The following is a 23280-nucleotide window of genomic DNA, read 5'->3' as shown; positions in this document are numbered from 1 at the left end:
CGCTCTCAGTTCGCGTAGCTGGGAGCCGCCTTCAGCCCGAAGAACTCCTCGAGGGTGCGGATGTTCTCCTTGTGCATCTCAGTCGACAGCGCGACCCCGATGTAGCGGAAGTGCCAGGGCTCGTAGGTGAAGCCCGTGATCGCCGTCTTGTCTTTCGGGTAGCGCAGCAGGAAGCCGTACTTCCACGCGTTGGCGGCGAGCCACTTGCCCTGCGGCGTCGCGCCGAAGCACGCCGCGAGCGAGCAGTTCGCGGGCAGGGCCGAGATGTCGACCGCGAGGCCCGTCTGGTGCTCGCTGTAGCCGGGCCTTGCGCTCTGGATGTCGGCCTGCTTCTTGCCGAGCGAGTTCACCCAGCCCGAGTACACGCTGACCTGGGTGGAGTATGACCGGTAGCCGCTCTGGATCTGCATCGCGCCGCCGCCGCTCGCCTTCGCGGCCGCGAACATGGCGACGAGCGCGTCGCTCGCGCGCTTGCGCAGGCGGGGCGGATTGGCGTGCGCGACCGGCACGGTCACGAGGTCGGAGGGCGCGTAGTTGATCGGGTTGAGCGGGCGCAGCTTGTCGACGACGACCCAGCTGCTGGCGGGGTCGGTGATGGAGAGCAGGGTCTTGTTGAAGGTGCCCGCGACGACGGTCGTGTCGTCGGTCGGCCGGGGCGACGGGGATGCGGTGGCCGTCGCCGACGGCGTGGCGGATGCCGTGGCCGAGCTGCTCGTCGACTCGCTCGGCACGGGCAGGGGCGCCTGCGAGCTGGAGGCCGGGGCGGGCGATGCAGCGGTGGTGGTCGTGCTCGATGAGCAGCCGGCGGTGGCGGCGAGAACGGCGAGCGTGATCACCGTCGCGAGGAGGGGGCGCACTGGTCTGGACACGGCTTCGAGTGTAACCGCGAGTTCTGGGGATGCCGGGAACCCGCGGCTGCCCGCACGCCGGGGCGGCGACCCGCGTTGCGTTCATCTTGCGATGGGTGTAAGTTTGCAGTCCACGCAATTTTCTCGCCACCGGTGGCCGCGCGCCGCGGTGGCAACTCTCCTTTAAGCACCATCACCAGATTGGGATCCATGTCTGACACAGCTGCCCCGAATTCCGCGCGGGGTACGGCGCCTCGGCGCGACGCAACACCCGGAGAGAGCACGGGCGGCGGTGTGATGTCGCACCGCCAGATCCTCCTCGTCATCTACGGCCTCATGGCCGGGATGTTCCTCTCCGCGCTCGACCAGACCATCGTCGGAACGTCGATCCGCACCATCGCGGATGACCTGCACGGCCTCAGCGAGCAGGCCTGGGTCACCACCGCCTACCTCATCGTCTCCACCATCGCGACCCCGATCTACGGCAAGCTCTCGGACATCTTCGGGCGCCGGCCGCTGTTCATCTTCGCGATCTCGGTGTTCCTGCTCGGCTCGGTGCTCTCCGGCGCCCTCGCGTCGACCATGTACGAACTCGCAGCATTCCGTGCCATCCAGGGCATCGGCGCGGGCGGCCTCATGGCTCTCCCGCTCGCGATCATGGGCGACATGCTCGCCCCGCGCGAGCGCGCCAAGTACCAGGGCTACTTCCTCGCCGTCTTCGGCATCTCGAGCGTCATCGGCCCGCTCATCGGCGGGCTGTTCGCCGGTGCCGACCAGATCCTGTTCATCACGGGCTGGCGCTGGGTGTTCCTGATCAACATCCCGATCGGCGTTGTCGCGCTGTTCATGGTGCTGCGGTTCCTGCACCTGCCCAAGCGCAGCATCCACCGCAGCGTGCGCATCGACTGGTGGGGCGCATCCACCGTCATCGTCGCCGTCGCACCCCTCCTGCTCGTCGCCGAGCAGGGTCGCACCTGGGGCTGGGGCTCGGGCGGGTCGATCGCCTGCTACCTGATCGGTGGCGCGGGCATCATCGCCTTCATCGTCGCCGAGCGGCTCATGGGCGACGACGCGCTGATCCCACTGAAGCTCTTCACGAGCTCCACTTTCAGCATGGCGACCATCCTCGGCGTCATGGTCGGCTTCGGGATGTTCGGGGCGCTGTCGACCGTGCCGCTCTACCTGCAGCTCGTGAAGGGTTCGACCCCCACCGAGAGCGGAATCCAGTTGCTGCCGATGATCCTGGGCCTCATGATCGCCTCGATCGTGAGCGGTCAGCTGATCTCGCGCACTGGGCGGTACCGCATCTTCCCGATTCTGGGCACCGCGCTCATGGGTCTCGGCTTCCTCGTGATGGTCACCATCACCGCGGACACCAACTACTGGGTGCTCGCCGGAGCCATGCTGCTGCTGGGCCTCGGCCTGGGCCAGCTCATGCAGACCCTCGTGATCGCCAGCCAGAACTCGGTGGGTCCGCGTGACATCGGTGTGGCGACCTCGTCGTCGACGTTCTTCCGTCAGGTGGGTGGAACGCTGGGCGTCGCGGTCATCTTCTCGGTCGTCTTCTCGACGGTCGGCGACAAGATCGCGGCGGCCTTCAAAGACACCTCCCTGGCGAACGCGGCGATCAAGGCCGCGCTCGACCCCGCCATCGCGGGCGCCAAGCAGAACGCCGGGATCATGAAGATCTACCAGCCGATCGTCGACGCCATCAAGGCCGGCAAGACGCCGAGCGTGACCGGGTCGAGCAACGCGACCTCCTCGCTCGACGGCGACACCTCCTTCCTCAACGGCGCCAACCACGCGCTCGCGGCGCCGTTCCTGCACGGGTTCTCGGCGGCGATGGTGACCGGGTTCTGGGTGAGCCTCATTGTGATCGCTGCGGCGTTCATCCTGGCGTTCTTCCTCAAGTCGACGCCGCTGCGCGAGAAGTCTGCGCTGCAGGAGGTCGCGGATGCCGACGAGGCGATCCTCGCCACCCGCGCCGCCGTGCAGATGGGCGCGCCGCTCGAACCGAACCTCGACACGACCGAGCTCGAGGTCGTGGGCACGGCGGGCTCACCCGCAGCGGAGACCGACGGCAAGTAGTTCGACAGAGGCCGGGGCAGCGCTGCGCGCGCGGCCCCGGCCTTTGCCATGCCGGCGGCAGCGGCGGGGGTCCGGCGACGGCGGGGGCCCGGCGGCAGCGGCGGGCCACCGCATCGGGCAGGCTGCGGACGACGCGCCGTGGGAGCGCTCTCAAAAAGTTCTTGACACGGGGGATGCCGCAAACTTAGTCTTGGCGCGATCCAGTGAGAGCGCTCCCACGCTCAGCAGGGGCATTCGCCCGGTACTCAGCAGGGACTCTCTGGATCACCCCTATCGACGCACACAAAGGAGTGACCGTGAAGCTTTCACGACGCAGCAAAATCGGGGCGGTGATCGCCGGGGCATCCGTCTTCGCGGTCGTCATCACCGGATGTTCTTCCAGCGGTACCGCGAGCACGACGCCCGACACCAAGACCAAGATCACCCTCACCCTCGCCACGTTCAACAACTTCGGGTACTCCGACGCGTTGCTGGCCCAGTACCACGCACTGCACCCGAACATCACGGTCGTGCAGAACAAGGCCGCCACCTCGGATGCCGCCCAGACCAACCTCTTCACCAAGCTCGCCGCCGGCTCCGGCCTCGGCGACGTCGAGGCGGTCGACGGCGACTGGATGCCCAAGGTCAAGCAGTACGCCTCCAAGTTCGTCGATCTCGCCTCGGCCGACAACAAGGGTCGCTACTCCTCGTGGAAGACGGCCGGCGGAACGGCGAACGGCAAGGAGATCGGACTCGGCACCGACATCGGACCGGAGGCGATCTGCTACCGCTCCGACCTGTTCGCCAAGGCCGGCCTGCCGACCGACCCCGACAAGGTCGCCGCTCTGCTGCAGGGCGACTGGCAGCACTACTACGACATCGGTGCCCAGTTCGCGGCCAAGAAGACCGGCGCCGCCTGGTTCGACTCGGCGGGAGCCACCTTCCAGGGTCTCGCGAACCAGTACCAGAACTTCTACGAGAAGAACGACGGTACGGTCATCGCCACCACGAACCCCGACGTGAAGGCCGCCTTCACCTCGGTGCTCACGGCGAGCGCCACCGAGTCATCCCACCTCCAGGAGTGGACCGCCGACTGGGCAGCCGGCATGGCCAACGGCGCCTTCGCCACGATGCTCTGCCCGCCGTGGATGCTCGGCGTGATCCAGGGCGACAGCCCGAAGGTGACCGACTGGAAGATCGCGAGCGTGTTCCCGAACGGTGGCGGAAACTGGGGCGGTTCCTACCTCCTCGTTCCGACCCAGGGCAAGCACACCGCCGAGGCGAAGCAGTTCGTCGACTGGCTGACCGCCCCCGCGCAGCAGATCGCCGCGTTCAAGGTGGCCGGCAACTTCCCGAGCCAGGTCGAGGCCTACACCGACCCGACCCTGACCGGAGCGACGAACACCTTCTTCAACAACGCACCCATCGGCAAGATCTTCATCGATCGCGCCAACGCGGTCACCGTCACCCCCTTCAAGGGCGTGAAGTACGGCGCCATCATGACGGCCGTGCAGAACGGGCTCACCCGGGTGGAGCAGAAGCAGCAGACGATCGACGCCTCGTGGGCGCAGGTCGTGACCGACATCAAGGCACTCGGCTAGCACCCGACACCGGAGCGGGGTCTCTTCTCGTCGAGAGACCCCGCTCCCTCGCATCCGAAGGACTCCTCCATGACCTCGTCGACACTGCCCCTCCGGGAGCGGACCCCCCGGCGCATCGCGTTCAGCCAGAAGCTGGGCCGGTGGGACATCAAGTTCTCGCCGTACCTCTACATCTCGCCGTTCTTCCTGCTGTTCGCGCTGGTGGGGCTGTTCCCCCTGCTCTACACCGGCTGGGTCTCGCTGCACCGCTGGGACCTCATCGCCGGGCAGGGCCCGATGGTCTGGTTCGACAACTTCACCTGGGTTCTCCAGCAGCGCCAGTTCTGGATCGCCCTCCGCAACACCCTGAGCATCTTCCTGCTCTCCGCGGTACCGCAGATCGTCTTCGCGCTGCTCATCGCCGCGGTGCTCGACACCAATCTGCGCGGCCGTACTTTCTGGCGGATGAGCGTCCTGCTCCCCTACATCGTCATGCCGGTCGCCGTCGCCCTCATCTTCAGCAACATGTTCGGCGACCGCTACGGCCTCGTGAACACCACCCTCGGCCACCTCGGCATCCCCGCCATCCAGTGGCACAGCGACCCGTTCGCGAGCCAGTTCGCCATCGCGACCATGGTCAACTTCCGCTGGACCGGCTACAACGCGCTCATCCTCCTCGCCGGCATGCAGGCGATCCCCCGCGACCTGTACGAGTCCGCGGCGATCGACGGCGCCGGCCGCGTGCGCCGCTTCTTCTCGATCACGATTCCGCAGCTGCGGCCCACCCTCATCTTCGTCATCATCACCGCCACGATCGGCGGACTGCAGATCTTCGACGAGCCGCGACTGTTCGACCAGAACGGCACCGGCGGGGCGAACCAGCAGTGGATGACCCTCACCCTGTACCTCTACAACCTCGGCTGGGGCCAGCTCGACTTCGGTCGCGCGGCCGCCGTCGCCTGGCTGCTGTTCCTGATCATCGTGGTCATCGGCCTCATCAACCTCGCCATCACCCGGCGCATCTCGAGCAACGGAGGGGTGCAGCGATGACCGCCACCAGCCAGAAGCAGCCGATGTCCCTCGCGGCCACCCCGCGCCGCGGACGCTCCGGCAGTCGGCGCGGGCGTGCGATCGTCGCGCAGCGACCCGGCTTCCTCGCTTACGCCTTCCTCGCCGCGATCCTGCTCGGCGCGCTGTTCCCCATCTACTGGACGATCCTCATCGGCTCCGGCGACTCCAGCACGATCAACGACCCGACCATGTCGTGGATCCCGGGCGGCAACTTCGTGAAGAACGCGCTCTCGGTCATCAACAACGAGAGCGTCGCGTTCTGGAAGTCGCTGGGCAACAGCCTCATCGTCTCGACGGTGGTGTCGGCATCCGTCGTCTTCTTCTCCACGCTCGCGGGGTACGCCTTCGCCAAGCTGCGCTTCCGCGGCAAGCGCGGGCTGCTCGCCTTCGTCATCGCGACGATGGCGGTTCCCACGCAACTGGGCGTGGTGCCGCTCTTCATCGCGATGTCGAACTTCGGCTGGACGGGCACGCTCGGCGCCGTGATCGTGCCGGCCCTCGTCACCGCCTTCGGGGTGTTCTGGATGACCCAGTACATCGGTCAGGCGCTGCCCGACGAGCTCATCGAGGCCGGGCGCATCGACGGCGCCAACATGTTCAAGACCTTCTGGTACATCGGCCTGCCCTCGGCCCGACCCGCGGCCGCGATGCTCGCCCTCTTCACCTTCATCATGACCTGGACAAACTTCTTCTGGCCGTTCATCGTGCTCGGCTCGGCGAACCCCACCCTGCCGGTCGCGCTCGCCACGCTGCAGGCGAACTACTTCGTCGACTACTCCGTGGTGCTGGCGGGGGTGCTGCTCGCGACCCTTCCGCTCATCGCCCTGTTCGTCGTCGCCGGTCGGCACCTCGTCGCCGGGATCATGCAGGGCGCGGTGAAGGGCTGATGGGCATGGAGTTCCCGGCCGGGTTCCTCTGGGGCTCGGCGACCGCCGCCGCGCAGATCGAGGGCGCCGCCCACGAGGGGGGCAAAGAGGATTCGATCTGGGACGCCTTCGCGCGCATCCCCGGGGCCGTCGCGGGGTTCGACACCCCCGAGGTCGCGGTGGATCACTACCACCGGATGCCCGCCGACGTCGCGCTCATGCGCGAGCTGGGCATCCAGTCGTACCGCTTCTCGACCAGCTGGGCCCGCATCAAACCGGGCGACCGCGAGCCCAACCGGGCGGGACTCGAGTTCTACAGCCGGCTCGTCGACGAGTTGCTCGAGGCGGGGATCCTGCCCTGGCTGACCCTGTACCACTGGGACCTTCCGCAGGCTCTCGAGGAGCGCGGCGGCTGGGCGAACCGCGACACGGCCTACCGCTTCCGCGACTACGCGGCGCTCGTGCACGAGGTGCTCGGTGACCGCGTGACCCACTGGACGACCTTCAACGAGCCCTTCTGCTCCTCGCTCATCAGCTACGCCGCGGGCGAGCACGCGCCCGGGCGCCGCGAACCCGAGGCCGCGCTGGCCGCACTCCACCACCAGCACCTCGCCCACGGCCTCGCCTCGCGGGCACTGCGCGAGCTCGGCGCGGAGAAGATCGGGATCACGCTCAACCTGACCACCGCGGTGCCGAACGACCCGGGCGACCCGGTCGACATCGAGGCCGCGCGGCGCATCGACGGCATCTGGAACCGCGCGTTCCTCGAGCCCCTGCTGCTCGGCGCCTACCCGGCCGACGTGCTGCGCGACGTCGCGGGGCTCGGTCTCGCCGAGCGAATCCAGCCGGGCGATCTCGAGACCATCGCGGCACCGCTCGACTTCTTGGGGGTCAACTACTACCACGACGACAATGTGAGCGGTCATCCCCTGCCCGCCGGCACGGCCACCGGGCTCGTACCGACCGACCGCCCCAAGTCGTCGCCCTTCGTCGGCTCCGAGTACGTGACCTTCCCGCCGCGGGCCCTGCCGCACACCGCGATGGGCTGGGAGGTCAACCCGGATGGCCTGCGCGTGCTGCTCGAGAGGCTGGGTCACGACTACCCGACGCTTCCGCCCCTGTACGTCACCGAGAACGGGGCCGCCTACGACGACGTCGTGAGCGAGGACGGCGCGGTGCACGACCCGGAGCGCACCCAGTACATCCGCCAGCACGTCGAGGCCGTGTCGCGGGCGATCGCGGCGGGAGCCGACGTGCGCGGCTACTTCGTCTGGTCGTTCCTCGACAACTTCGAGTGGGCGTGGGGCTACAACAAGCGGTTCGGCATCGTGCGCGTCGACTACGACACGCAGGAGCGGATCGTCAAGGACAGCGGGCTCGAGTACGCCCGCATGATCGCGGGCGCGCTGGCGCCCGCTCCCTAGACTGTAGCCGTGACGACGCTCTCCTCCTCCGGCAGCCGGCCCACGCCGACGCTCGAAATGGTCGCCGCACTCGCCGGAGTCTCGCGGTCGACCGTTTCGCGCGTCGTCAACGCGTCGCCCAAGGTCACCCCTGACGTGATCTCGGCCGTCAACGACGCGATCGAGGCGCTGGGCTACGTGCCGAACCGGGCCGCCCGCTCCCTCGCGAGCCGGCGCACCCACACGATCGCGCTCGTCATCCCTGAGAACACCGCGCGGTTCTTCGCCGACCCGTACTTCGCCTCGGTGATCCAGGGCGTCGCCATGTATCTGAGCTCCACGGAGTACACGCTCACCCTCCTGATCTCCTCGGAGACCGACCCCTCGAAGACCCGGCGCTACCTGCAGGGCGGCAATGTCGACGGCGCGCTGATCCTCTCGCATCACAGCGACGATCAGTCGTACGTGCAGTTGGCCCGCTCCCTGCCGGTCGTGTTCGGCGGACGGCCCACGAGCGAGGCCGGCCCGGACACCTACGTGGTCGACGTCGACAACGTCGCGGCGGCCGAGCGCGCGACCGCCTACCTGCTCTCGCACGGACGCTCCCGCGTGGCCACCATCGCGGGGCCGCAGAACATGTCGGCCGGCATCGACCGCTTGGAGGGGTGGCGGCGCGCACTCGGGGCGGCGGGCATCCACGACGACCTCGTCGAGTACGGCGACTTCACCCCGCAGGGCGGCGCCGAGGCGATGCAGCGGATGATCGACCGCGGCACCCCCTTCGACGCCCTGTTCGCGGCCTCCGCCCAGATGGCGTCCGGTGCGCTGGGCGTGCTCCGCGAGCACGGACTCGTCGTTCCGCGCGACGTGTCGGTCACCACGATCGACAACGACTACTACGCGCAGAACGCGACGCCGCCGCTCACCACGATCGACCAGCCGTCGACGACGCAGGGCGCGAAGATCGCGGAGACTCTCGTGCGGCTGATCGAGGGTGAGACCGTGGAACGGCTCACGATCATCCCGACACAGCTGGTCGAGCGCGAGTCGGTGTAGTCGGGCGGGGCAGCTGCCCCGCGGTGGCGTCGGCGGGGAGCGGCCGCGGAGCGGATTCGGCGGCGCCGGGCGGGGCCGCGACTACCGGGGCGCGGTCGGCAGCTCGATCGTGACCTTGCCCGCGTAGCTCTCGGCCCGGGGTCGCTCCTCGCCGCGGGGCGAATCCCGCAGGAACGGCCCGTCGCCGGGAATGGGGGCGGGCGCGGGGAGCGTGGTCTGGCGGTCGAGCTCAACCTGCGCCTCGTAGCGGCTCGGGTTGAACACCTCGTCGCCGATGCCGAAGAACCCCGACCCCGATGAGCCCCCGGAGCCTCTCGTGCGCTGGGTCTTGTCGGAGAGGTCGATCCAGCCCAGCGCGGCGGCGACGACCGCCATCGCGATCGCGACCACGACGATCGCCGGCACCACCCACCCGTTCATGCGCTCAGCCTATGTCGAGAATGTGTCACAGAGATTACGGCACCCTATGGATCCACTCCGGCGTACCGAACTTCTCGCGCACCAGCTGCTCGGCCTTGGCGTACTCCTCGGGCGTGATCTCGCCGCGGGTCGAGCCGTACAGCGAGTCGAAGGTGGTGATGAGCTGCTCGATGACCGCCGCCCGGGGCAACCCGGTCTGGCTGCGCAGCGGGTCCACCCGCTTGTTCGCGCTGCGGGTGCCCTTGTCGCTCATCTTCTCGCGACCGATGCGGAGCACCTCCACCATCTTGTCGCCGTCCATGTCGTAGCTCATCGTCACGTGGTGCAGCACCGCGCCCGTGCCGAGGCGCTTCTGGGCGGCGCCGCCGATCTTGCCCTTCGCGCTCGTGATGTCGTTGAGCGGCTGGTACCAGGCGTCGATGCCGAGCGTCTTCAGCGCCACGATCACCCACTCGTCGAGGAAGGCGTACGAGTCGGCGAAGCTCATGCCCTGCACGAGAGCCGAGGGGGCGTAGATCGAGTAGGTGACGACCGATCCGGAGTCCATGAACATCGCGCCGCCGCCGCTGATGCGCCGCACCACCTCGAAGCCGTACTTCGCGGCGTTCTCGAGGTCGACCTCGTTGCGCACGGACTGGAAGCTGCCGATCACGACGGCCGGGTCATCCCACTCCCAGATGCGCAACGTGGGGCCGCGGCGACCCGCGCCGACCTCCTCGGCCAGAACCTGATCGAGGGCCATCTGCAGCTGCGGGCGCTCCGAGCGGCCGTGGATGATCTGCCAGTCGTAATCGCGAAAGCTGGTGGCCTCGGCGAGCGCCCGGCGGATCGTGGTCGCGACGGCCTCGGCCGAGAAGCCCAGCAGAACGGCGTCGGCGGGGAGCGCCCGTTGGATCGCCTGAGTGAAGGTGCTCGCCTCGGAGTCGGCGGGGAGGCCCACCACGGCGTCGTTGATGGCACCGAGCGCCCAATCGGGTTCGAGGAAGAAGTCGCCGGCCAGCCGGAATTCGCGGATCGTGCCGTCGACCACCTCCAGGTCGACGACGACGAGCTTGCCCCCGGGAACCTTGAATTCGCCGTGCACGATGCCTCTTTTCTGCTCGCTGCCCAGCGTAATCGAGCGGGTGCCGCGCTAGCTGGCGGCGGTCATCCGCGGGGAACGAGACGCGAGGTGAGCCAGTCGATGACGAAAGCGTTCACCTCATCGCGGTTGGTCTCGTTGAAGATCTCGTGACGCGCGCCCGGGAACACGGCGAGCTCGACGTCGCTGAGGCGCGAGCGCTTGCCGTAGGCGGCACCGAGGTGGCGCACGCTGCGCTCGCCGCCGAGCGGATCCTCGCTGCCGATCGCGATGAGGAGCGGCACGTCGTGGTCGAGGTGACGCGAGGGCACCCCGAAGAGCCGCAGGCCATCGGCGAGGCCGAAGAGCTTCAGCACGTCGGCGTAGAAGGTGAGAGGGTCGGCGAGGAAGGCGGCGGCGACCGCGGGGTCGCGGCTCAGCCACTCGAACCCGGTGTCGCCCAGGTGCTTGTGGCGCGCGTTCAACTGCCCGGCGTTCATGCTGCCGGGCAGGCGGTGGGCGGTGCCGGTGAGGATCACGGCGTCGTAGTCGGAGGCGTGCCGGTTGAGGATGATCTGCACCATGAGCGAGCCCCAGCTGTGACCGATGATGGCGAGCGGGAGATCGGGATGCTCGTCGCGCGCGATCGCGGTCAGCATCCGCAGCGCGGCGATCGTGGCCCGCAGCCCGCCCGGCCCGAGTCGGCCGAGTCTGCTGCGGTCGCCGCCGTACTGGCCGAGACCGGTCTGCCCGTGCCCGCGGTGGTCGTCGGCGTAGACGGTGAAGCCCGCCGCGGTGAGCGCCTGGGCGAGGTACTCGTACCGTGCCGCGTACTCGCCGAGCCCGTGGGCGATCTGCACGACGCCGACCGGGTTCTGCGCGTCCCACCGGTGGTAGTGGATGGTGACGCCCTCGGCGTCGACGTAGCTGTGGTCGGTGCGGACGGATGTGGGCACGGGAGCCTCCTTGCTGGGTTCAGCGTAATGCGTGCGCGAGGTCATCCGCCCGGCGCTCGGGGCGCGACGCGCGGCGGGAGGTCGCCGTGGTCGCGGTCGCGGGAAATACTTAGCGAGGCTAATTTGTTAGGTTAACTATCATGCCGACCGACGACCAGGACATCCGACTGACGATCCAGCGTCTCGCCCGCCGCATCCGCTCGATGCAGGGCGACGAGAACGTCACCGAGGGGCAGCGCGCGGTGCTCTTCGCGCTGTACACGCTCGGTCCGCAGAGCCTCAGTTCGCTGAGCGAGCACGAGCGCGTCACGCCCCCGAGCATGAACCGCACCATCAACAGCCTCGTCGCCGCCGGTCTCGTCACGCGGGAGGCCGCGCGCGACGACGGACGCCGCGTGGTGCTCGAGCTGTCGGATGCGGGGCGCACCTTCATCCGCGACACCAAGCGCAAGCGCGACGCGTGGTTCACCACCCGGCTCGCCTCGCTCAGCGAGGAGGAGCGGGCGACCGTCGCCGCTGCCGCCGATATTCTGCGGAAGCTCGCCGACTCGTGAACGCGATCTTCCGCAGCCTCAGCATCGTCAACTACCGCCTCTGGTTCGCGGGCGCGCTCGTCTCCAACATCGGCACCTGGATGCAGCGCACCGCCCAGGATTGGATCGTTCTCACCGACCTGACGAACCACGACGCCGCCGCCGTGGGCATCACGATGGCGCTGCAGTTCGGGCCCATCCTGCTGCTCATGCCGGTCTCCGGCCTCATCGCCGATCGCGCCGACAAGCGCCGGCTACTCATGCTGACCCAGCTGCTCATGGGGGCGCTCGGACTCGCCCTCGGCCTCATCACCGTGTTCGGTGTCGCCACGCTGTGGGAGGTCTACGTGTTCGCATTCCTGCTCGGGGTGGTTGCGGCGATCGACGCGCCGGTGCGCCAGAGCTTCGTCTCGGAGCTCGTGCCGGAGTCGAGCATCCCCAACGCCGTGGCGCTCAACTCGGCCTCCTTCAACGGCGCCCGGCTGATCGGCCCCGCCGTCGCGGGCGTGCTGATCGCCACGATCGGGAGCGGCTGGGTGTTCCTGCTGAACGCGACGACCTTCGCCGCGACGATGGGCGCCCTCCGGCTGATGCGGCGCGAGGAACTGCGCGCGCCCGTGCGGCCGCCGCGCGCGCGGGGTCAGATCAGGGCGGGCTGGGTCTACGTCTGGGGTCGTCCCGACATCGTCGTCGTGCTCGTCATGGTGTTCCTCGTGGGCACCTTCGGCTTCAACTTCCCCATCTTCACCTCCACCATGGCGACCGTCGCGTTCCACAAGGGCGCGAGCGAGTTCGGAATCCTGTCGTCGATCATGGCGATCGGCTCGGTGGCCGGAGCTCTTCTCGCGGCCCGCCGCGAGAAGCCGCGGCTGCGGGTGGTGACCCTCGCCGCGGTCGCCTTCGGCTTCGCCTGCATCGTCGCCGCCACGATGCCGAGCTACTGGAGCTTCGCGATCTCCCTCATCGTGGTCGGCGTGAGCTCGCTCACCATGATGACGAGCGCGAACGCCTACGTGCAGACGACGACCGAGCCCGCGATGCGCGGCCGGGTCATGGCGCTGTACATGGCGATCTTCGCGGGCGGCACCCCGATCGGGGCGCCCGTCGTGGGCTGGGTGGCCAACGTCTTCGGCCCGCGCTGGGCGCTCGGCGTCGCGGCCGCCTCCGGGCTCGCGGCCGCCGCCGTCGCGGTGGGGTGGATGATCGGCGCGAAGCGTCTGCGGCTGGAGCGCTCGCCCGAGGCTCGCTTCGGTGTCCGCGCCCGCTACGCCGGTTCACTCCTGTCGGCCGCCCAGCGTCGTGCCGACGCCGCCGCCAGCCTCGAGACTCAGGAGATCGCGGTCCAGCGCGGGTAGCCTCGCGCTAGTCGAACGACGCCGCGACGCCGTTGCGGTGGTAGTCGAAGATGAGGCTGGTGCGGGTGGAGGCCACGCTCGCGTGCGCCGACAGGTGCTCGACGACGAAGCGCCGGACATCCGCCGACTCGGCCACAGCGATGTGCACCATGAAGTCGTCGAGACCGCCGAGGAAGAACACCTGCAGCACCTCGGGCAGGCGACGCACGTCCTCGCTGAAGGCGGTGATGCTCGACTGGCGCGACCCGGAGCGCAGCGTCACGCCGATGAGGGCCTGCAGGGTGAGGCCCAGCTTGCGCTGGTCGATGCTCGTGAGAAACCCCGTGATCACACCGCGGTCGATGAGCGAGCGCAACCGCACGTGCGCGGTCGACTGGGCGATGCCCACCGCGGCGGCCAGCTGGGCGTTCGACAGCCGCGCGTCGTCGGCCAGCGCGGCCAGAATCCGGCGGTCGATGTCGTCGAGCACCGCCCCCTCGCGAAGATCGTGTGCCTGTGCCACCGAAATACCGCCTCTCACAGAAGAACCTTCGTACTAGGATGACCTTACCGAAGGTTCTTCGCTCGATCTGGGCATCGTTCGGATGCGGCCGCGCCCATGGGCCGGTGACACTCTTGTCGCCCGACACGAACGATTGGAGCGATGCAGAGTCTCGGCACCGCCGAGGTGGATCCTGGCCAGCGTGGCTCATTCCACATCAACAATCGCCATGGCGTCGTCCCCCCAACCGGGTGATTGCGAACGTGATTCTTTCCTAATAATCTCTCGGAAATTGCTTGAGGGAAAGGTGAGGAAGCTGAAGGTTTTACGGGTGAGCGCGATCGGTGCTATGGGACTGGCGGCGTTGATACTGTCATCGATGGTTGGCAGACGGCAGTCAGTTCCGCTGCATCGGTCTCTCTCACCAATCAGCTACATGTGAATAACGGCAATGTCGTGACCGGTGGAGACTTCGAGTGCAACTCAGATGTGCGCGTCGCCGGTTCGGTATTCGCCGCCGGCAACATCCACCTCACCAACAATTGCCGCATTGCTGGGGACATCTACGCCGGCGGGACGATAGTCATGGATGCAAGACCTCAAGTGCTGGGCTCTGTCTTCGCAGCTGGCAATGTTCGATTCCAATCCACCGCGAAGATTGGGGGATCTGTCTCGACGAACGGAACATTCACGGTGATCGACGGTTTGCAGCAGGAGGCACTGGCAGCGAATGGCTCGGTCACCGGAACCATCTCGGCGAGAGTGCCGGTGCCAAGGCCACTTGTCGGGCCGTACCCCTCGTTCACGGTCGGCTCCCTCCCCTCATCGGCGATCACCTGGAAGCAATGGATGAACAGGACCGCGTCGGCCAACGCCGCCCCCTCCTGGTCCCAAGGCCTCACCAGCAACCCGGGCTGCACCATGGCGCCGTGGAGCTCCAGCGTGAACGGATCCACTGCATCCATAATGAGTGATCTCTTCGTAGATGCACGACCATCTGCCAGCTCATGCGCGGGAGTTACTCTTCAAGGAATGACGCTATCCCTCAGGGGGGACCTGACACTCATCGTGGGCAAGTTCTCGACTGCAAGTGGGCTCAATGTTGCCTCAGGGGACGGCGCGACCCACACCCTGACCATCAAGGTCGAGGGGGGCGGCTCAACCAATAAGGACTTGGCCTTCTCCGCGGCGACGACAATCGACCCGAAGGTCAAGGTGCTGCTTCAAACCCCGGGAAAGGTCATAGTGAATGGCACCTCCTCGCTCGGCGCATCGATACAGGCCGGCTCATTCGCAACATCGGGAGCCGTGAACCTTGGCTGATTCGACCGCTCGGGAAAGCAAACCACGGGGCTTCAGCATTGCCGCCGTCAATCTGTTCTGGACTGTCCCCGTGGCACTGCTGATCGGCTATCCGCTGTGGTTTGCCGCCCGGCTGGGGTGGTGCGGATTCGGCGGATGCTGGGGGCCGACCGCGAGTTCTCTGGAACTCGGATACGCGCTCGGGGTCGTCTTGGCGGTGGCTTGTTCAGGGCTTGTGTTCGCGGCTGTTGCGGTCCCGCCCTGGGTTAGGCCGTGGTGGATTCGCTGGGGCGTCGCGCTCGCATTGGCGCTTGTTGATGCGTACGTCTTCGGATGGGGCAACGCACCCTCTCTCATCCCATTTCTGCCAACTATCGGCAACGGCGGAATCTCGTTCTAGTGACTGCTGATAGCCCGCGACCCTCGGGCCATCACGACGGGCCCAGCGAGGACTGCGCCCGTATTTGCGAAGCATCCCGGCGGGCATTTCGCGCGACCCCAGGCGGTCGACTGGGCGATGCCCACCGCGGCGGCCAGCTGGGCGTTCGACAGCCGCGCGTCGTCGGCCAGCGCGGCCAGAATCCGGCGGTCGATATCGTCGAGCACCGCCCCCTCGCGAAGATCGTGTGCCTGTGCCACCGAAATACCGCCTCTCGCAGAAGAACCTTCGTACTGGGATGACCTTACCGAAGGTTCTTCGCCCGATCTGGGCATCGTTCGGATGTTCTGCGACCATTGCAGCAATCGGGCCGCATCTAGGGGTGCGGCCCGACCACGAGCCCGGCCCGTCCGCCACCGTCAGCACCGCCGTCACCGAGGAGTCGCCATGCGCGTCGGAATCCCCACCGAGATCAAGAACAACGAGAACCGGGTCGCGATCACCCCGGCGGGTGTTCACGCGCTCGTCGTGCGCGGTCACGAGGTCGTCGTCGAGGCGGGCGCCGGAGTCGGATCCCGCATCTCCGACGACGATTACACCGCCGCCGGCGCGACCGTGCTGCCGACGGCCGACGAGGTATGGGCCTCCGCCGACCTCCTCCTCAAGGTGAAGGAGCCGATCGCCGCCGAGTACTCGCGCATGCGCGCCGGGCAGGTGCTCTTCACCTACCTCCACCTCGCCGCCTCGCGCGAGTGCACCGACGCCCTGCTGGCCTCGGGCACCACGGCGATCGCCTACGAGACGGTTCAGCTCGCCGACCGCAGCCTGCCGCTGCTCTCGCCCATGAGCGAGGTCGCCGGGCGGTTGTCGATCCAGGTCGGTGCGTATCACCTGATGCGGGCATCCGGTGGCCGCGGCGTTCTGCTGGGCGGCGTCGCCGGTACGCGCAAGGCGAAGGTCGTCGTGATCGGCGGCGGGGTCGCCGGGGAGCACGCCGCCGCGAACGCCCTCGGCATGGGCGCCGACGTGACCGTCATCGACGTCTCTCTCGCCCGCCTGCGCACCCTCGAGGCGCGGTGGAACGGTGCGATCCAGACGCGCCACTCCTCCCCCTACGAGGTGGCCGCCCAGGTGCGCGACGCCGACCTCGTGATCGGCTCGGTGCTGATCCCCGGCGAGAAGGCGCCCAAGCTCGTCACCGACGAGATGGTCGCGGGCATGAAGCCGGGCTCCGTGCTCGTCGACATCGCGATCGACCAGGGCGGATGCTTCGAGGGCAGCCGCGCGACCACCCACGACGACCCCACCTTCGCCGTGCACGACTCGCTGTACTACTGCGTCGCCAACATGCCCGGCGCCGTGCCGGAGACCTCGACGGCCGCGCTCACCAACGCGACCCTGCCCTACGTGCTCGCCATCGCCGACAAGGGCTGGAAGAAGGCCGTCGCCGACGATGCCGCCCTCGCGAAGGGCCTCAACGTGCACGCCGGTGCCGTGACCAACGCGGGCGTCGCCGAGGCGCTCGGGCTGCCGCTCGTGAGCGTCGCGGAGGCCGCGGCGTAGAAGAACAGGCGCCGCTTACTTTCACTTACGGCGCTAAGTGCAAATAAGAGCGATCGCTATTCGCACTTATGACGCACCTCGGACGTGCGACGCGGCACCGGAATTCGCCGCCATTCCTTCCGAGTTGCCCCGAGTTGACCGCAAAACTCCGCCGGGGTGAGAAGGTGAGTGAGAGCCCCGTCTGTCAAAGGAGATAGCCGATCATGCCGAGCACGACCTACCCCGACGCAACCATCCCCGACCAGAGCGTCTACGACTTCCTGTTCGGCGACCTCGCCGAGGAGGACCTCGATCGAGTCGTCCTCATCGACGGCCCGACGGGGAATCAGGTCTCCTACCGCCAGTTCGTCGCCCAGATCGACGCGGTCGCGGGCGCCCTCGCCGCGCGGGGGGCGACCCCCGGCACCGTCGTCGGCCTGCTCTGCCCGAACGCCCCCGCCTTCGCGATCGTCTTCCACGGAATCCTCCGGGCCGGGTGCATCGTCACCACCATCAACTCGCTGTACACCGCCGACGAGATCGCGAACCAGCTGCGCGATGCGGATGCCCACTGGCTGTTCACCGTGTCACCCCTGCTGGGCCACGCAGCGGAGGCCGCAGCGGCGGTCGGCCTGGATGCGGAGCACCTGGTGGTGATGGACGGGGCGGACGGTCATCCCTCGCTTCGCGACCTCATCGCGCAGGGCGCGCCCGCCCCGGAGGTGCACCTCGATCCGGCCACCCAGATCGCCGTGCTGCCCTACTCCTCCGGCACCACGGGTCGCCCGAAGGGCGTCATGCTCAGCCATCGCAACCTCGTCGCCAACGTCGTGCAGTCGGGCATGGTAATCGGCCTCACGCGATCCGACCGCGTGCTCGCGGTGCTGCCCTTCTTCCACATCTACGGACTGACCGTGCTGCTCAACTACGCGATCAAGCAGCGGGCGAGTCTCGTCACGATGCCGCGCTTCGACCTGCCGGAGTTTCTGCGCAACATCAGCGAGCAGCGCTGCACCTGGGTCTTCATCGCCCCGCCCATCGCGGTGGCGCTCGCGAAGCACCCCATCGTCGACCAATACGACGTCTCCTCGATCGACGTGATCTTCTCGGGGGCCGCCCCGCTCGACGCGACCCTCGCCGGACTCGTCGCCGACCGGCTGCGCTGCCGGGTGCGGCAGGGCTACGGGATGACCGAGCTCAGCCCCGTCTCGCACGCCATCCCCGTCGAGCGCGACGACATCTCGCTCGACAGCATCGGCGTGCCGCTCCCCAACGTGGAGTGCCGGCTCGTCGATGTGGAGACGGGCGCCGACATCCCGATGCCGGAGGAGGGGGTGAGCGCTCCGGGCGAGCTGCTCGTGCGCGGGCCGAACGTGATGCTCGGCTACCTGCACAACGCGGAGGCGACGACCGCGACCCTCGAGCCGGACGGCTGGCTGCACACGGGCGACATCGCGACCGTCGCCGCCGACGGAACCTACTACGTCGTCGACCGGCTGAAGGAACTCATCAAATACAAGGGCTACCAGGTGGCGCCCGCCGTGCTCGAGGCCGTGCTGCTGGGGCACCCGGAGATCGCAGACGCGGCCGTGATCGGGGTGCCCGACGACGACGCGCAGGAGATCCCGAAGGCCTTCGTGGTGGTGCAGGCGGGCGCGGCGCTCACGGCCGACGACGTCATCGCCTACGTCGCAGAGCGCGTCGCGCCGCACGAGAAGGTGCGCCGCGTCGAGTTCATCGACGTCGTGCCGAAGACCACCTCGGGCAAGATCCTGCGCAAGGACCTCCGGGCGAAGGAACGCGAGGCGGCGGCCGCGAAGGCGTGACGCGCGGGGCTCAGGCCTCGCGCGTGATCTGCACCGTGACGAACAACTGCGAGGCATGCGGCCCGGCGTACACCCCGCGCAGCGGGGCGACGTCGTTGTAGTCGCGACCGTGGCCGACGGTGACGTGCCGGTCGCCGATGTCGATGAGGTTCGTAGGGTCGAAACCGCGCCAGCTCCCGCAGAACCACTCCACCCAGGCGTGCGACTCGCCGACCACGGTCTCGCCGATGGCCGCGTTCGGTCGGGGGTGCAGGTAGCCGGAGACATAGCGGGCGGGGATGCCCACCGACCGCAGTGCGCCCAGGGCGAGGTGCGCGATGTCCTGGCAGACGCCCTTGCGCACGGCCCACGCCTCGGTGGCCGTCGTGTGCACCCCGGTCACGCCCTGCATGTACTCCACGGCCTCGCCGATCATGGTGCAGATCTTCAGTCCGGCGTCGCAGGGACCGGACGCCGTCGCCGCGATCTCGGCCGCCTGCTCGGCGACCTCCGAGGGCGGTTCGGTGCGACGCGTCTGCTTCAACTGCTCCACGTACTCGGTGGAGGTCGCGGCGGCCACGGCCAGGTCGTCCCAGCTGAGGTCGTGACTCGGATGCTCGCGCGGGCGCACCTCGACGAGACTCGTCGCCGTCAGCGCGAGCTCGCGGTGCGGCGTGAGGATGTCGAAGGAGGACACCCGGGTGCCCCAGTAGTCGACGTAGGAGTGCTGGCTCGAGATGGGGAGGATGTCGAGGTGGGAGAACAACACGAGTTGTCCGTCGCTGGAGGCGGGGAGCATCCTCGCCTCGTTGTAGGAGGCGGTGACGTCGCCCTCGTAGTGGAAGCCGGTGGTGTGCTTGATTCTGAGTCGGTTCACGAGTTCTCACGCACCCAGCTCGGCGCGGCGTTGGTCGGGAAGTAGCGCTGGCGGATCGCCTCCGAGGCGGCGCTCGTGGCCAGCTGCACGTTGTCCATGTGCCGGGTGAGGTCGTCGAGGATCTCGACGATGGGCCGGAACTCCAGTTCGCTGCGGATCTGACCGAGCAGGCGGAGGGCCTGATCGCTGACGCCGACCCGGTCGGTGCGCGGCTCGATGTCGCGCATGCACTGCTCTGCGCGCGTGACCGAGAACAGGATGCTGCGCGGGAAGAGGCGGTCGAGCAGCAGGAACTCGGCCGCGTTGCGGGCGCTCGGCATGCCGCGATAGGTGCGGAGGTAGGCCTCGTAGGCGCCGACGCTGCGCAGGATGGTGGTCCAGGAGGGCCCGCTCGCCTCGGTGAGCGAGCGGGTCGCCAGCAGTCGCGCGGTCATGTCGGCGCGCTCGATGCTGCGACCCAGGGTGAAGAAGCTCCAGGCCTCGTCGCGGCTGGTCGCCGACTCGATGATGCCCACGGCGAGCGCCGACCGCTCGCGCACCCAGCCGAAGAACTCGTGCACCTTGTCGCTCGACACCTTGCGCGGCATGCGGGCGCGCGTCGTGTTCAGCACCTCCCACAGCTCGGTGGAGATGACCTCGCGCGCGCGCCGGGCGTTCTCGCGCGCGGCATTGAGGGAGTAGGCGATCGAGGCGGGCTGCGTGCGGTCCACGGCGAGCAGCTGCAGCACGTCGGCCCGGGTGAGATCGGTGTCGGGGATGGTGCTGCCCATCACGCTCAGCAGCGAGCGGCAGGCGAGGTTCTCTTCGATCCACGGGTCTTCGAGCAGCAGCTGGAGGTGCACATCGAGGATGCGGGCCGTGCCGTCGGAGCGCTCGATGTACCGCCCGATCCAGAACAGGCTCTCTGCGATGCGGCTCAGCATGCGTCTTCCCCGATCTGCTGCTGTTGCTGTTGCTCCTGGTCGTTCGACTTGGGGCCGTCCAGCGGCGAGTGATCCTGCGTGTGATCGCCGCTGAGGATGATCGGAATCGACGACGTCGGCGCGGCCTGATCCGCGACCAGCCCCTGGATGTCGTGCCGCGGCGTCTGCAACGGGTCGAGCCCCACGACCCAGGTGTCCTTCGAGCCACCGCCCTGGGAACTGTTGACGACGAGTTCCCCCTCCGGCAGTGCGACCCGGGTCAGCCCGCCCGGCAGCACCCAGACGTCTTTGCCGTCGTTGACGGCGAAGGGACGGAGATCGGCGTGGCGGGCGCGCATCCCGTCGTCGACGAGGGTGGGGATCGTCGACAGCTGAACGACGGGCTGCGCGATCCACCCTCGGGGGTCGGCGAGCAGCCGGGTGCGCAGGGTCGCGAGCTCATCCTTCGACGCGGCCGGGCCGACGACGAGACCCTTGCCGCCCGAGCCGTCGACCGGCTTGACGACGAGCTCGTCCAGGCGGTCGAGCACCTCCTCGAGCGCCCCCGGCTCCTCGAGCCGCCAGGTGTGCACGTTCGGGATGATCGGGTCCTCGGCGAGGTAGTAACGGATGAGGTCGGGCAGGTAGGTGTAGACGAGCTTGTCGTCGGCGACGCCGTTGCCGACCGCGTTCGCGATGGTCACATTGCCGAGACGGGCGGCCAGGAGGAGTCCAGGGCTGCCGAGCATGGAGTCGGCCCGGAACTGCAGCGGATCGAGGAACTCGTCGTCGACGCGACGGTAGATCACATCGACCCGCGTGGGACCGGCCGTCGTGCGCATCCACACCCGGCCACCGGAGCAGAACAGGTCGCGACCCTCGACGAGCTCGACGCCCATCAGGCGGGCGAGCAGCGTGTGCTCGAAGTAGGCGGAGTTGAAGACACCGGGCGTGAGCACGACGACGGTGGGATCATCCACGCCCTCGGGGGCGGAGGCCCGCAGCGCCTGCAGAAGGCGGTTCGGGTAGTCGCCCACCGGGCGCACCCGCATGGAGACGAAGAGCTCGGGGAGGGTCTGCGCCATGACCCGGCGGTTGGAGATGACGTAGCTGACGCCGGAGGGCACCCGCACGTTGTCTTCGAGCACGCGCCAGGTGCCGGCCTCATCGCGGATGAGGTCGATGCCGCTGACCTGGATGCGCACCCCGTTCGCGCTCACGATGCCCGCCGCCTCGCGGTGGAAGTGGCTGGAGGAGGTGATGAGCGCGGCCGGGATCACCCCGTCGCGCACGGCGAGCTGCGGGCCGTAGATATCGGCGAGGAACCGCTCGAGCGCCTGCACGCGCTGCTTGATGCCGGCCTCCATGTGGAGCCACTCGGCCTGGTCGATCACCCGGGGAACGGCGTCGAGCGGGAACGGGCGCTCCTCGCCGGCGAAGTCGAAGGTGACGCCCTGCGCGAGGTAGCTGGCACCGAGGGCCTCGGTGCGGCCGCGCAGCTCCTCCTGGGTCATCCGCGCGAGCGTCGCGTGGATCTCCTTGTACGACTTTCTCGCCGCCCCCGGCTTCGCGAACATCTCATCGAACGCCGGTGCACCCTTCGAGCGCGTGACGGTGGAGCTGTATCCGTCGAACAGGTCACCCATGGTGTGAGCCTAGTGCGGTGGTGTTGCGACGATGTTTCGCCGCGACCGGGGATTTCGCCGCTCAGGCGGCGGGGCCGCCGCTGCTGTCGCGGATGACCAGCTCCGGCTGGTACACGACGTGCCGCGGCTCGAGCGTGGGGTCGTCGGCCTCCTCCAGCAGGATCTCGACCGCGGTCTCGCCGATGAGCCGGGTCGGCTGGCGGATCGAGCTGAGCGCGACGACCGAGGCGTCGGCGAAGGGGATGTCGTCGTAGCCGATGACGGCGATCTGGTCGGGGATCGCGATCCGCCCCTCCATCAGCAGTCCCTGCAGCAGGCCGATCGCCACGAGGTCGTTCGCGGCGAAGATGGCGTCCGGGCGCTCGGACGCCGGGCGACGAGCGATCGCGCGGCCCGCCTCGCGGCCCTCCGACACGACGAGGGCCGCGGTGGTGATGACTTCGAGGCTCACGTCGGCGCGCATCCCGACCGCGATGCGCGCGCCCTGGAGGCGGTCGCTGACCTGGCGGATGCTCATCGCGCCGCCCACGAACGCGATGCGCCGGCGCCCCGAGTCGATCAGGTGCGTCACCGCGACCGCCCCACCGGTGACGTCGTCGACCGAGACGGAGCTGAACGAGGAGTCGGGGCTCGTGCGGTCGACGAGCACGACGGGGATGCCGTGATCGCGGATCCGCCGCAGCCGGGGTGCCACATTGCCGACGGGCGAGATGAGGATGCCCCGCACGCGCTGCTCCTCGAAGAGGTTGAGGTAGCCCGACTCGCGGTCCTTCTTCTCGTTGCTGTTGCCGACGATGACGGAGAACCCGGCGCGCGCGGCGCCGTCTTCGGCGGCCGTCGCCATCTCGGTGAAGAAGGGGTTGGCGCCGTCGAGGAGCACGAGCCCGATCGCATTGCTGCGGCCCGCCTTCAGCTGGCGGGCGGCGTCGTTGCGCACGAAGCCGAGCTTCTCGATCGCCTGCATGACGCGCTCGGCGGTCTCGGGAGAGACGATCTCGGGGCGGTTGAGCACGTTGGAGACGGTGCCGATGGAGACGCGGGCGAGGGCAGCGACATCTTTGACGTTCGCCGCGGCCATGCCAGCCCCCTTTCCGGCTGAAGTCTAGGACAGCGGGGCGGCTGAGCGGAATG

General features: G+C 68.5%; 22 protein-coding genes. 12 read left to right on the top strand and 10 right to left on the bottom strand.

The window, feature by feature from the left end; translation table 11 throughout:
• Positions 1–5 precede the first annotated feature (5 nt).
• Positions 6–869 carry a D-alanyl-D-alanine carboxypeptidase family protein gene (locus G3T37_RS15365; protein WP_163474584.1) on the bottom strand — a complete coding sequence of 288 codons (864 nt, stop codon included), beginning with the start codon at positions 867–869 and terminating at the stop codon, positions 6–8.
• Positions 870–1145: 276 nt separating this feature from the next.
• Between G3T37_RS15365 and G3T37_RS14360 the strand changes: the two genes are divergently transcribed.
• The 6 genes from G3T37_RS14360 to G3T37_RS14335 all read left to right on the top strand — a co-directional run bounded on the left by G3T37_RS14360 (position 1146) and on the right by G3T37_RS14335 (position 8891).
• On the top strand, positions 1146–2936 hold the full coding sequence (locus tag G3T37_RS14360; RefSeq protein WP_163474629.1) for an MDR family MFS transporter: 1791 nt from the start codon (positions 1146–1148) through the stop codon (positions 2934–2936).
• Positions 2937–3232: 296 nt separating this feature from the next.
• Positions 3233–4516: an extracellular solute-binding protein gene (locus tag G3T37_RS14355; RefSeq protein ID WP_163474583.1), complete on the top strand. Its 1284-nt coding sequence runs from the start codon at positions 3233–3235 to the stop codon at positions 4514–4516.
• Between the two features lie 69 nt (positions 4517–4585).
• The gene (locus tag G3T37_RS14350) at positions 4586–5545 is read left to right on the top strand and encodes a carbohydrate ABC transporter permease (protein ID WP_163474582.1); all 960 of its coding nucleotides are present in this window, start codon (positions 4586–4588) and stop codon (positions 5543–5545) included.
• Positions 5542–6453, top strand: a complete 912-nt coding sequence (locus G3T37_RS14345; protein WP_163474581.1) for a carbohydrate ABC transporter permease — start codon at positions 5542–5544, stop codon at positions 6451–6453. The genes G3T37_RS14350 and G3T37_RS14345 overlap by 4 nt, the downstream gene beginning before the upstream one ends.
• On the top strand, positions 6453–7856 hold the full coding sequence (locus G3T37_RS14340) for a GH1 family beta-glucosidase (RefSeq protein WP_163474580.1): 1404 nt from the start codon (positions 6453–6455) through the stop codon (positions 7854–7856). The genes G3T37_RS14345 and G3T37_RS14340 overlap by 1 nt, the downstream gene beginning before the upstream one ends.
• A 9-nt stretch (positions 7857–7865) precedes the next feature.
• A complete protein-coding gene (locus G3T37_RS14335; protein WP_422110992.1) occupies positions 7866–8891 on the top strand; it encodes a LacI family DNA-binding transcriptional regulator in 1026 nt (341 codons plus the stop codon).
• A gap of 81 nt (positions 8892–8972) precedes the next feature.
• On the opposite strand, the gene G3T37_RS14330 is transcribed toward G3T37_RS14335, so the two are convergent.
• The 3 genes from G3T37_RS14330 to G3T37_RS14320 form a co-directional block, all read right to left on the bottom strand.
• Positions 8973–9311 (bottom strand): hypothetical protein, encoded by a 339-nt coding sequence (locus tag G3T37_RS14330; protein WP_163474579.1) that lies wholly within the window; start codon positions 9309–9311, stop codon positions 8973–8975.
• Between the two features lie 34 nt (positions 9312–9345).
• On the bottom strand, positions 9346–10395 hold the full coding sequence (locus G3T37_RS14325) for a lipoate-protein ligase LplAB (RefSeq protein ID WP_163474578.1): 1050 nt from the start codon (positions 10393–10395) through the stop codon (positions 9346–9348).
• Positions 10396–10457: 62 nt separating this feature from the next.
• Positions 10458–11327 (bottom strand): alpha/beta fold hydrolase, encoded by an 870-nt coding sequence (locus tag G3T37_RS14320; protein ID WP_338401284.1) that lies wholly within the window; start codon positions 11325–11327, stop codon positions 10458–10460.
• A 140-nt stretch (positions 11328–11467) separates the two neighbouring features.
• Between G3T37_RS14320 and G3T37_RS14315 the strand changes: the two genes are divergently transcribed.
• Complete coding sequence (locus G3T37_RS14315) at positions 11468–11881, top strand: MarR family transcriptional regulator (protein ID WP_163474576.1); 414 nt, start codon at positions 11468–11470, stop codon at positions 11879–11881.
• Positions 11878–13215 (top strand): MFS transporter, encoded by a 1338-nt coding sequence (locus G3T37_RS14310; protein WP_163474575.1) that lies wholly within the window; start codon positions 11878–11880, stop codon positions 13213–13215. Before G3T37_RS14315 ends, G3T37_RS14310 begins: the two co-directional genes overlap by 4 nt.
• A 7-nt stretch (positions 13216–13222) precedes the next feature.
• On the opposite strand, the gene G3T37_RS14305 is transcribed toward G3T37_RS14310, so the two are convergent.
• A complete protein-coding gene (locus G3T37_RS14305) occupies positions 13223–13717 on the bottom strand; it encodes an Lrp/AsnC family transcriptional regulator (protein WP_338401283.1) in 495 nt (164 codons plus the stop codon).
• A gap of 417 nt (positions 13718–14134) precedes the next feature.
• Here G3T37_RS14305 and G3T37_RS14300 point away from each other — a divergent pair, with 417 nt between their 5' ends.
• Both G3T37_RS14300 and G3T37_RS14295 read left to right on the top strand, forming a co-directional pair.
• Positions 14135–15019, top strand: coding sequence for a polymer-forming cytoskeletal protein (locus tag G3T37_RS14300; protein ID WP_163474574.1), 885 nt, complete (start codon positions 14135–14137; stop codon positions 15017–15019).
• Positions 15012–15398: a hypothetical protein gene (locus G3T37_RS14295; protein WP_163474573.1), complete on the top strand. Its 387-nt coding sequence runs from the start codon at positions 15012–15014 to the stop codon at positions 15396–15398. Before G3T37_RS14300 ends, G3T37_RS14295 begins: the two co-directional genes overlap by 8 nt.
• On the opposite strand, the gene G3T37_RS15430 is transcribed toward G3T37_RS14295, so the two are convergent.
• Positions 15395–15637: an AsnC family protein gene (locus tag G3T37_RS15430; protein WP_422110991.1), complete on the bottom strand. Its 243-nt coding sequence runs from the start codon at positions 15635–15637 to the stop codon at positions 15395–15397. The two genes, G3T37_RS14295 and G3T37_RS15430, sit on opposite strands and share 4 nt — an antisense overlap.
• 187 nt (positions 15638–15824) lie before the next feature.
• Between G3T37_RS15430 and ald the strand changes: the two genes are divergently transcribed.
• Positions 15825–16940 (top strand): alanine dehydrogenase, encoded by a 1116-nt coding sequence (gene ald, locus G3T37_RS14285; protein WP_163474571.1) that lies wholly within the window; start codon positions 15825–15827, stop codon positions 16938–16940.
• 203 nt (positions 16941–17143) lie between these two features.
• Positions 17144–18745, top strand: a complete 1602-nt coding sequence (locus tag G3T37_RS14280; protein ID WP_163474570.1) for an AMP-binding protein — start codon at positions 17144–17146, stop codon at positions 18743–18745.
• A 10-nt stretch (positions 18746–18755) separates the two neighbouring features.
• On the opposite strand, the gene G3T37_RS14275 is transcribed toward G3T37_RS14280, so the two are convergent.
• The 4 genes from G3T37_RS14275 to G3T37_RS14260 form a co-directional block, all read right to left on the bottom strand.
• The gene (locus tag G3T37_RS14275; RefSeq protein WP_163474569.1) at positions 18756–19601 is read right to left on the bottom strand and encodes a transglutaminase N-terminal domain-containing protein; all 846 of its coding nucleotides are present in this window, start codon (positions 19599–19601) and stop codon (positions 18756–18758) included.
• Positions 19598–20524 (bottom strand): alpha-E domain-containing protein, encoded by a 927-nt coding sequence (locus tag G3T37_RS14270; RefSeq protein ID WP_163474568.1) that lies wholly within the window; start codon positions 20522–20524, stop codon positions 19598–19600. Before G3T37_RS14270 ends, G3T37_RS14275 begins: the two co-directional genes overlap by 4 nt.
• On the bottom strand, positions 20518–22149 hold the full coding sequence (locus G3T37_RS14265; RefSeq protein ID WP_163474567.1) for a circularly permuted type 2 ATP-grasp protein: 1632 nt from the start codon (positions 22147–22149) through the stop codon (positions 20518–20520). Before G3T37_RS14265 ends, G3T37_RS14270 begins: the two co-directional genes overlap by 7 nt.
• A 61-nt stretch (positions 22150–22210) precedes the next feature.
• Positions 22211–23227: a LacI family DNA-binding transcriptional regulator gene (locus tag G3T37_RS14260; protein ID WP_163474566.1), complete on the bottom strand. Its 1017-nt coding sequence runs from the start codon at positions 23225–23227 to the stop codon at positions 22211–22213.
• Positions 23228–23280: the final 53 nt, after the last annotated feature.

The organism is Galbitalea soli (genome assembly GCF_010686725.1).
GTDB lineage: Bacteria > Actinomycetota > Actinomycetes > Actinomycetales > Microbacteriaceae > Galbitalea > Galbitalea soli.
This window is presented reverse-complemented; position numbering and strand designations above follow the sequence as displayed.

Bases quoted from the DNA above. Each gene is read 5' to 3' on its own strand.
- G3T37_RS14360 (WP_163474629.1), top strand. From the start codon at position 1,146: ATGTCGCACCGCCAGATCCTCCTCGTCATCTACGGCCTCATGGCCGGG.
- G3T37_RS14350 (WP_163474582.1), top strand. From the start codon at position 4,586: ATGACCTCGTCGACACTGCCCCTCCGGGAGCGGACCCCCCGGCGCATC.
- G3T37_RS14345 (WP_163474581.1), top strand. From the start codon at position 5,542: ATGACCGCCACCAGCCAGAAGCAGCCGATGTCCCTCGCGGCCACCCCG.
- G3T37_RS14340 (WP_163474580.1), top strand. From the start codon at position 6,453: ATGGGCATGGAGTTCCCGGCCGGGTTCCTCTGGGGCTCGGCGACCGCC.
- G3T37_RS14330 (WP_163474579.1), bottom strand. From the start codon at position 9,311: ATGAACGGGTGGGTGGTGCCGGCGATCGTCGTGGTCGCGATCGCGATG.
- G3T37_RS14315 (WP_163474576.1), top strand. From the start codon at position 11,468: ATGCCGACCGACGACCAGGACATCCGACTGACGATCCAGCGTCTCGCC.
- ald (WP_163474571.1), top strand. From the start codon at position 15,825: ATGCGCGTCGGAATCCCCACCGAGATCAAGAACAACGAGAACCGGGTC.
- G3T37_RS14280 (WP_163474570.1), top strand. From the start codon at position 17,144: ATGCCGAGCACGACCTACCCCGACGCAACCATCCCCGACCAGAGCGTC.
- G3T37_RS14270 (WP_163474568.1), bottom strand. From the start codon at position 20,524: ATGCTGAGCCGCATCGCAGAGAGCCTGTTCTGGATCGGGCGGTACATC.
- G3T37_RS14265 (WP_163474567.1), bottom strand. From the start codon at position 22,149: ATGGGTGACCTGTTCGACGGATACAGCTCCACCGTCACGCGCTCGAAG.
- G3T37_RS14260 (WP_163474566.1), bottom strand. From the start codon at position 23,227: ATGGCCGCGGCGAACGTCAAAGATGTCGCTGCCCTCGCCCGCGTCTCC.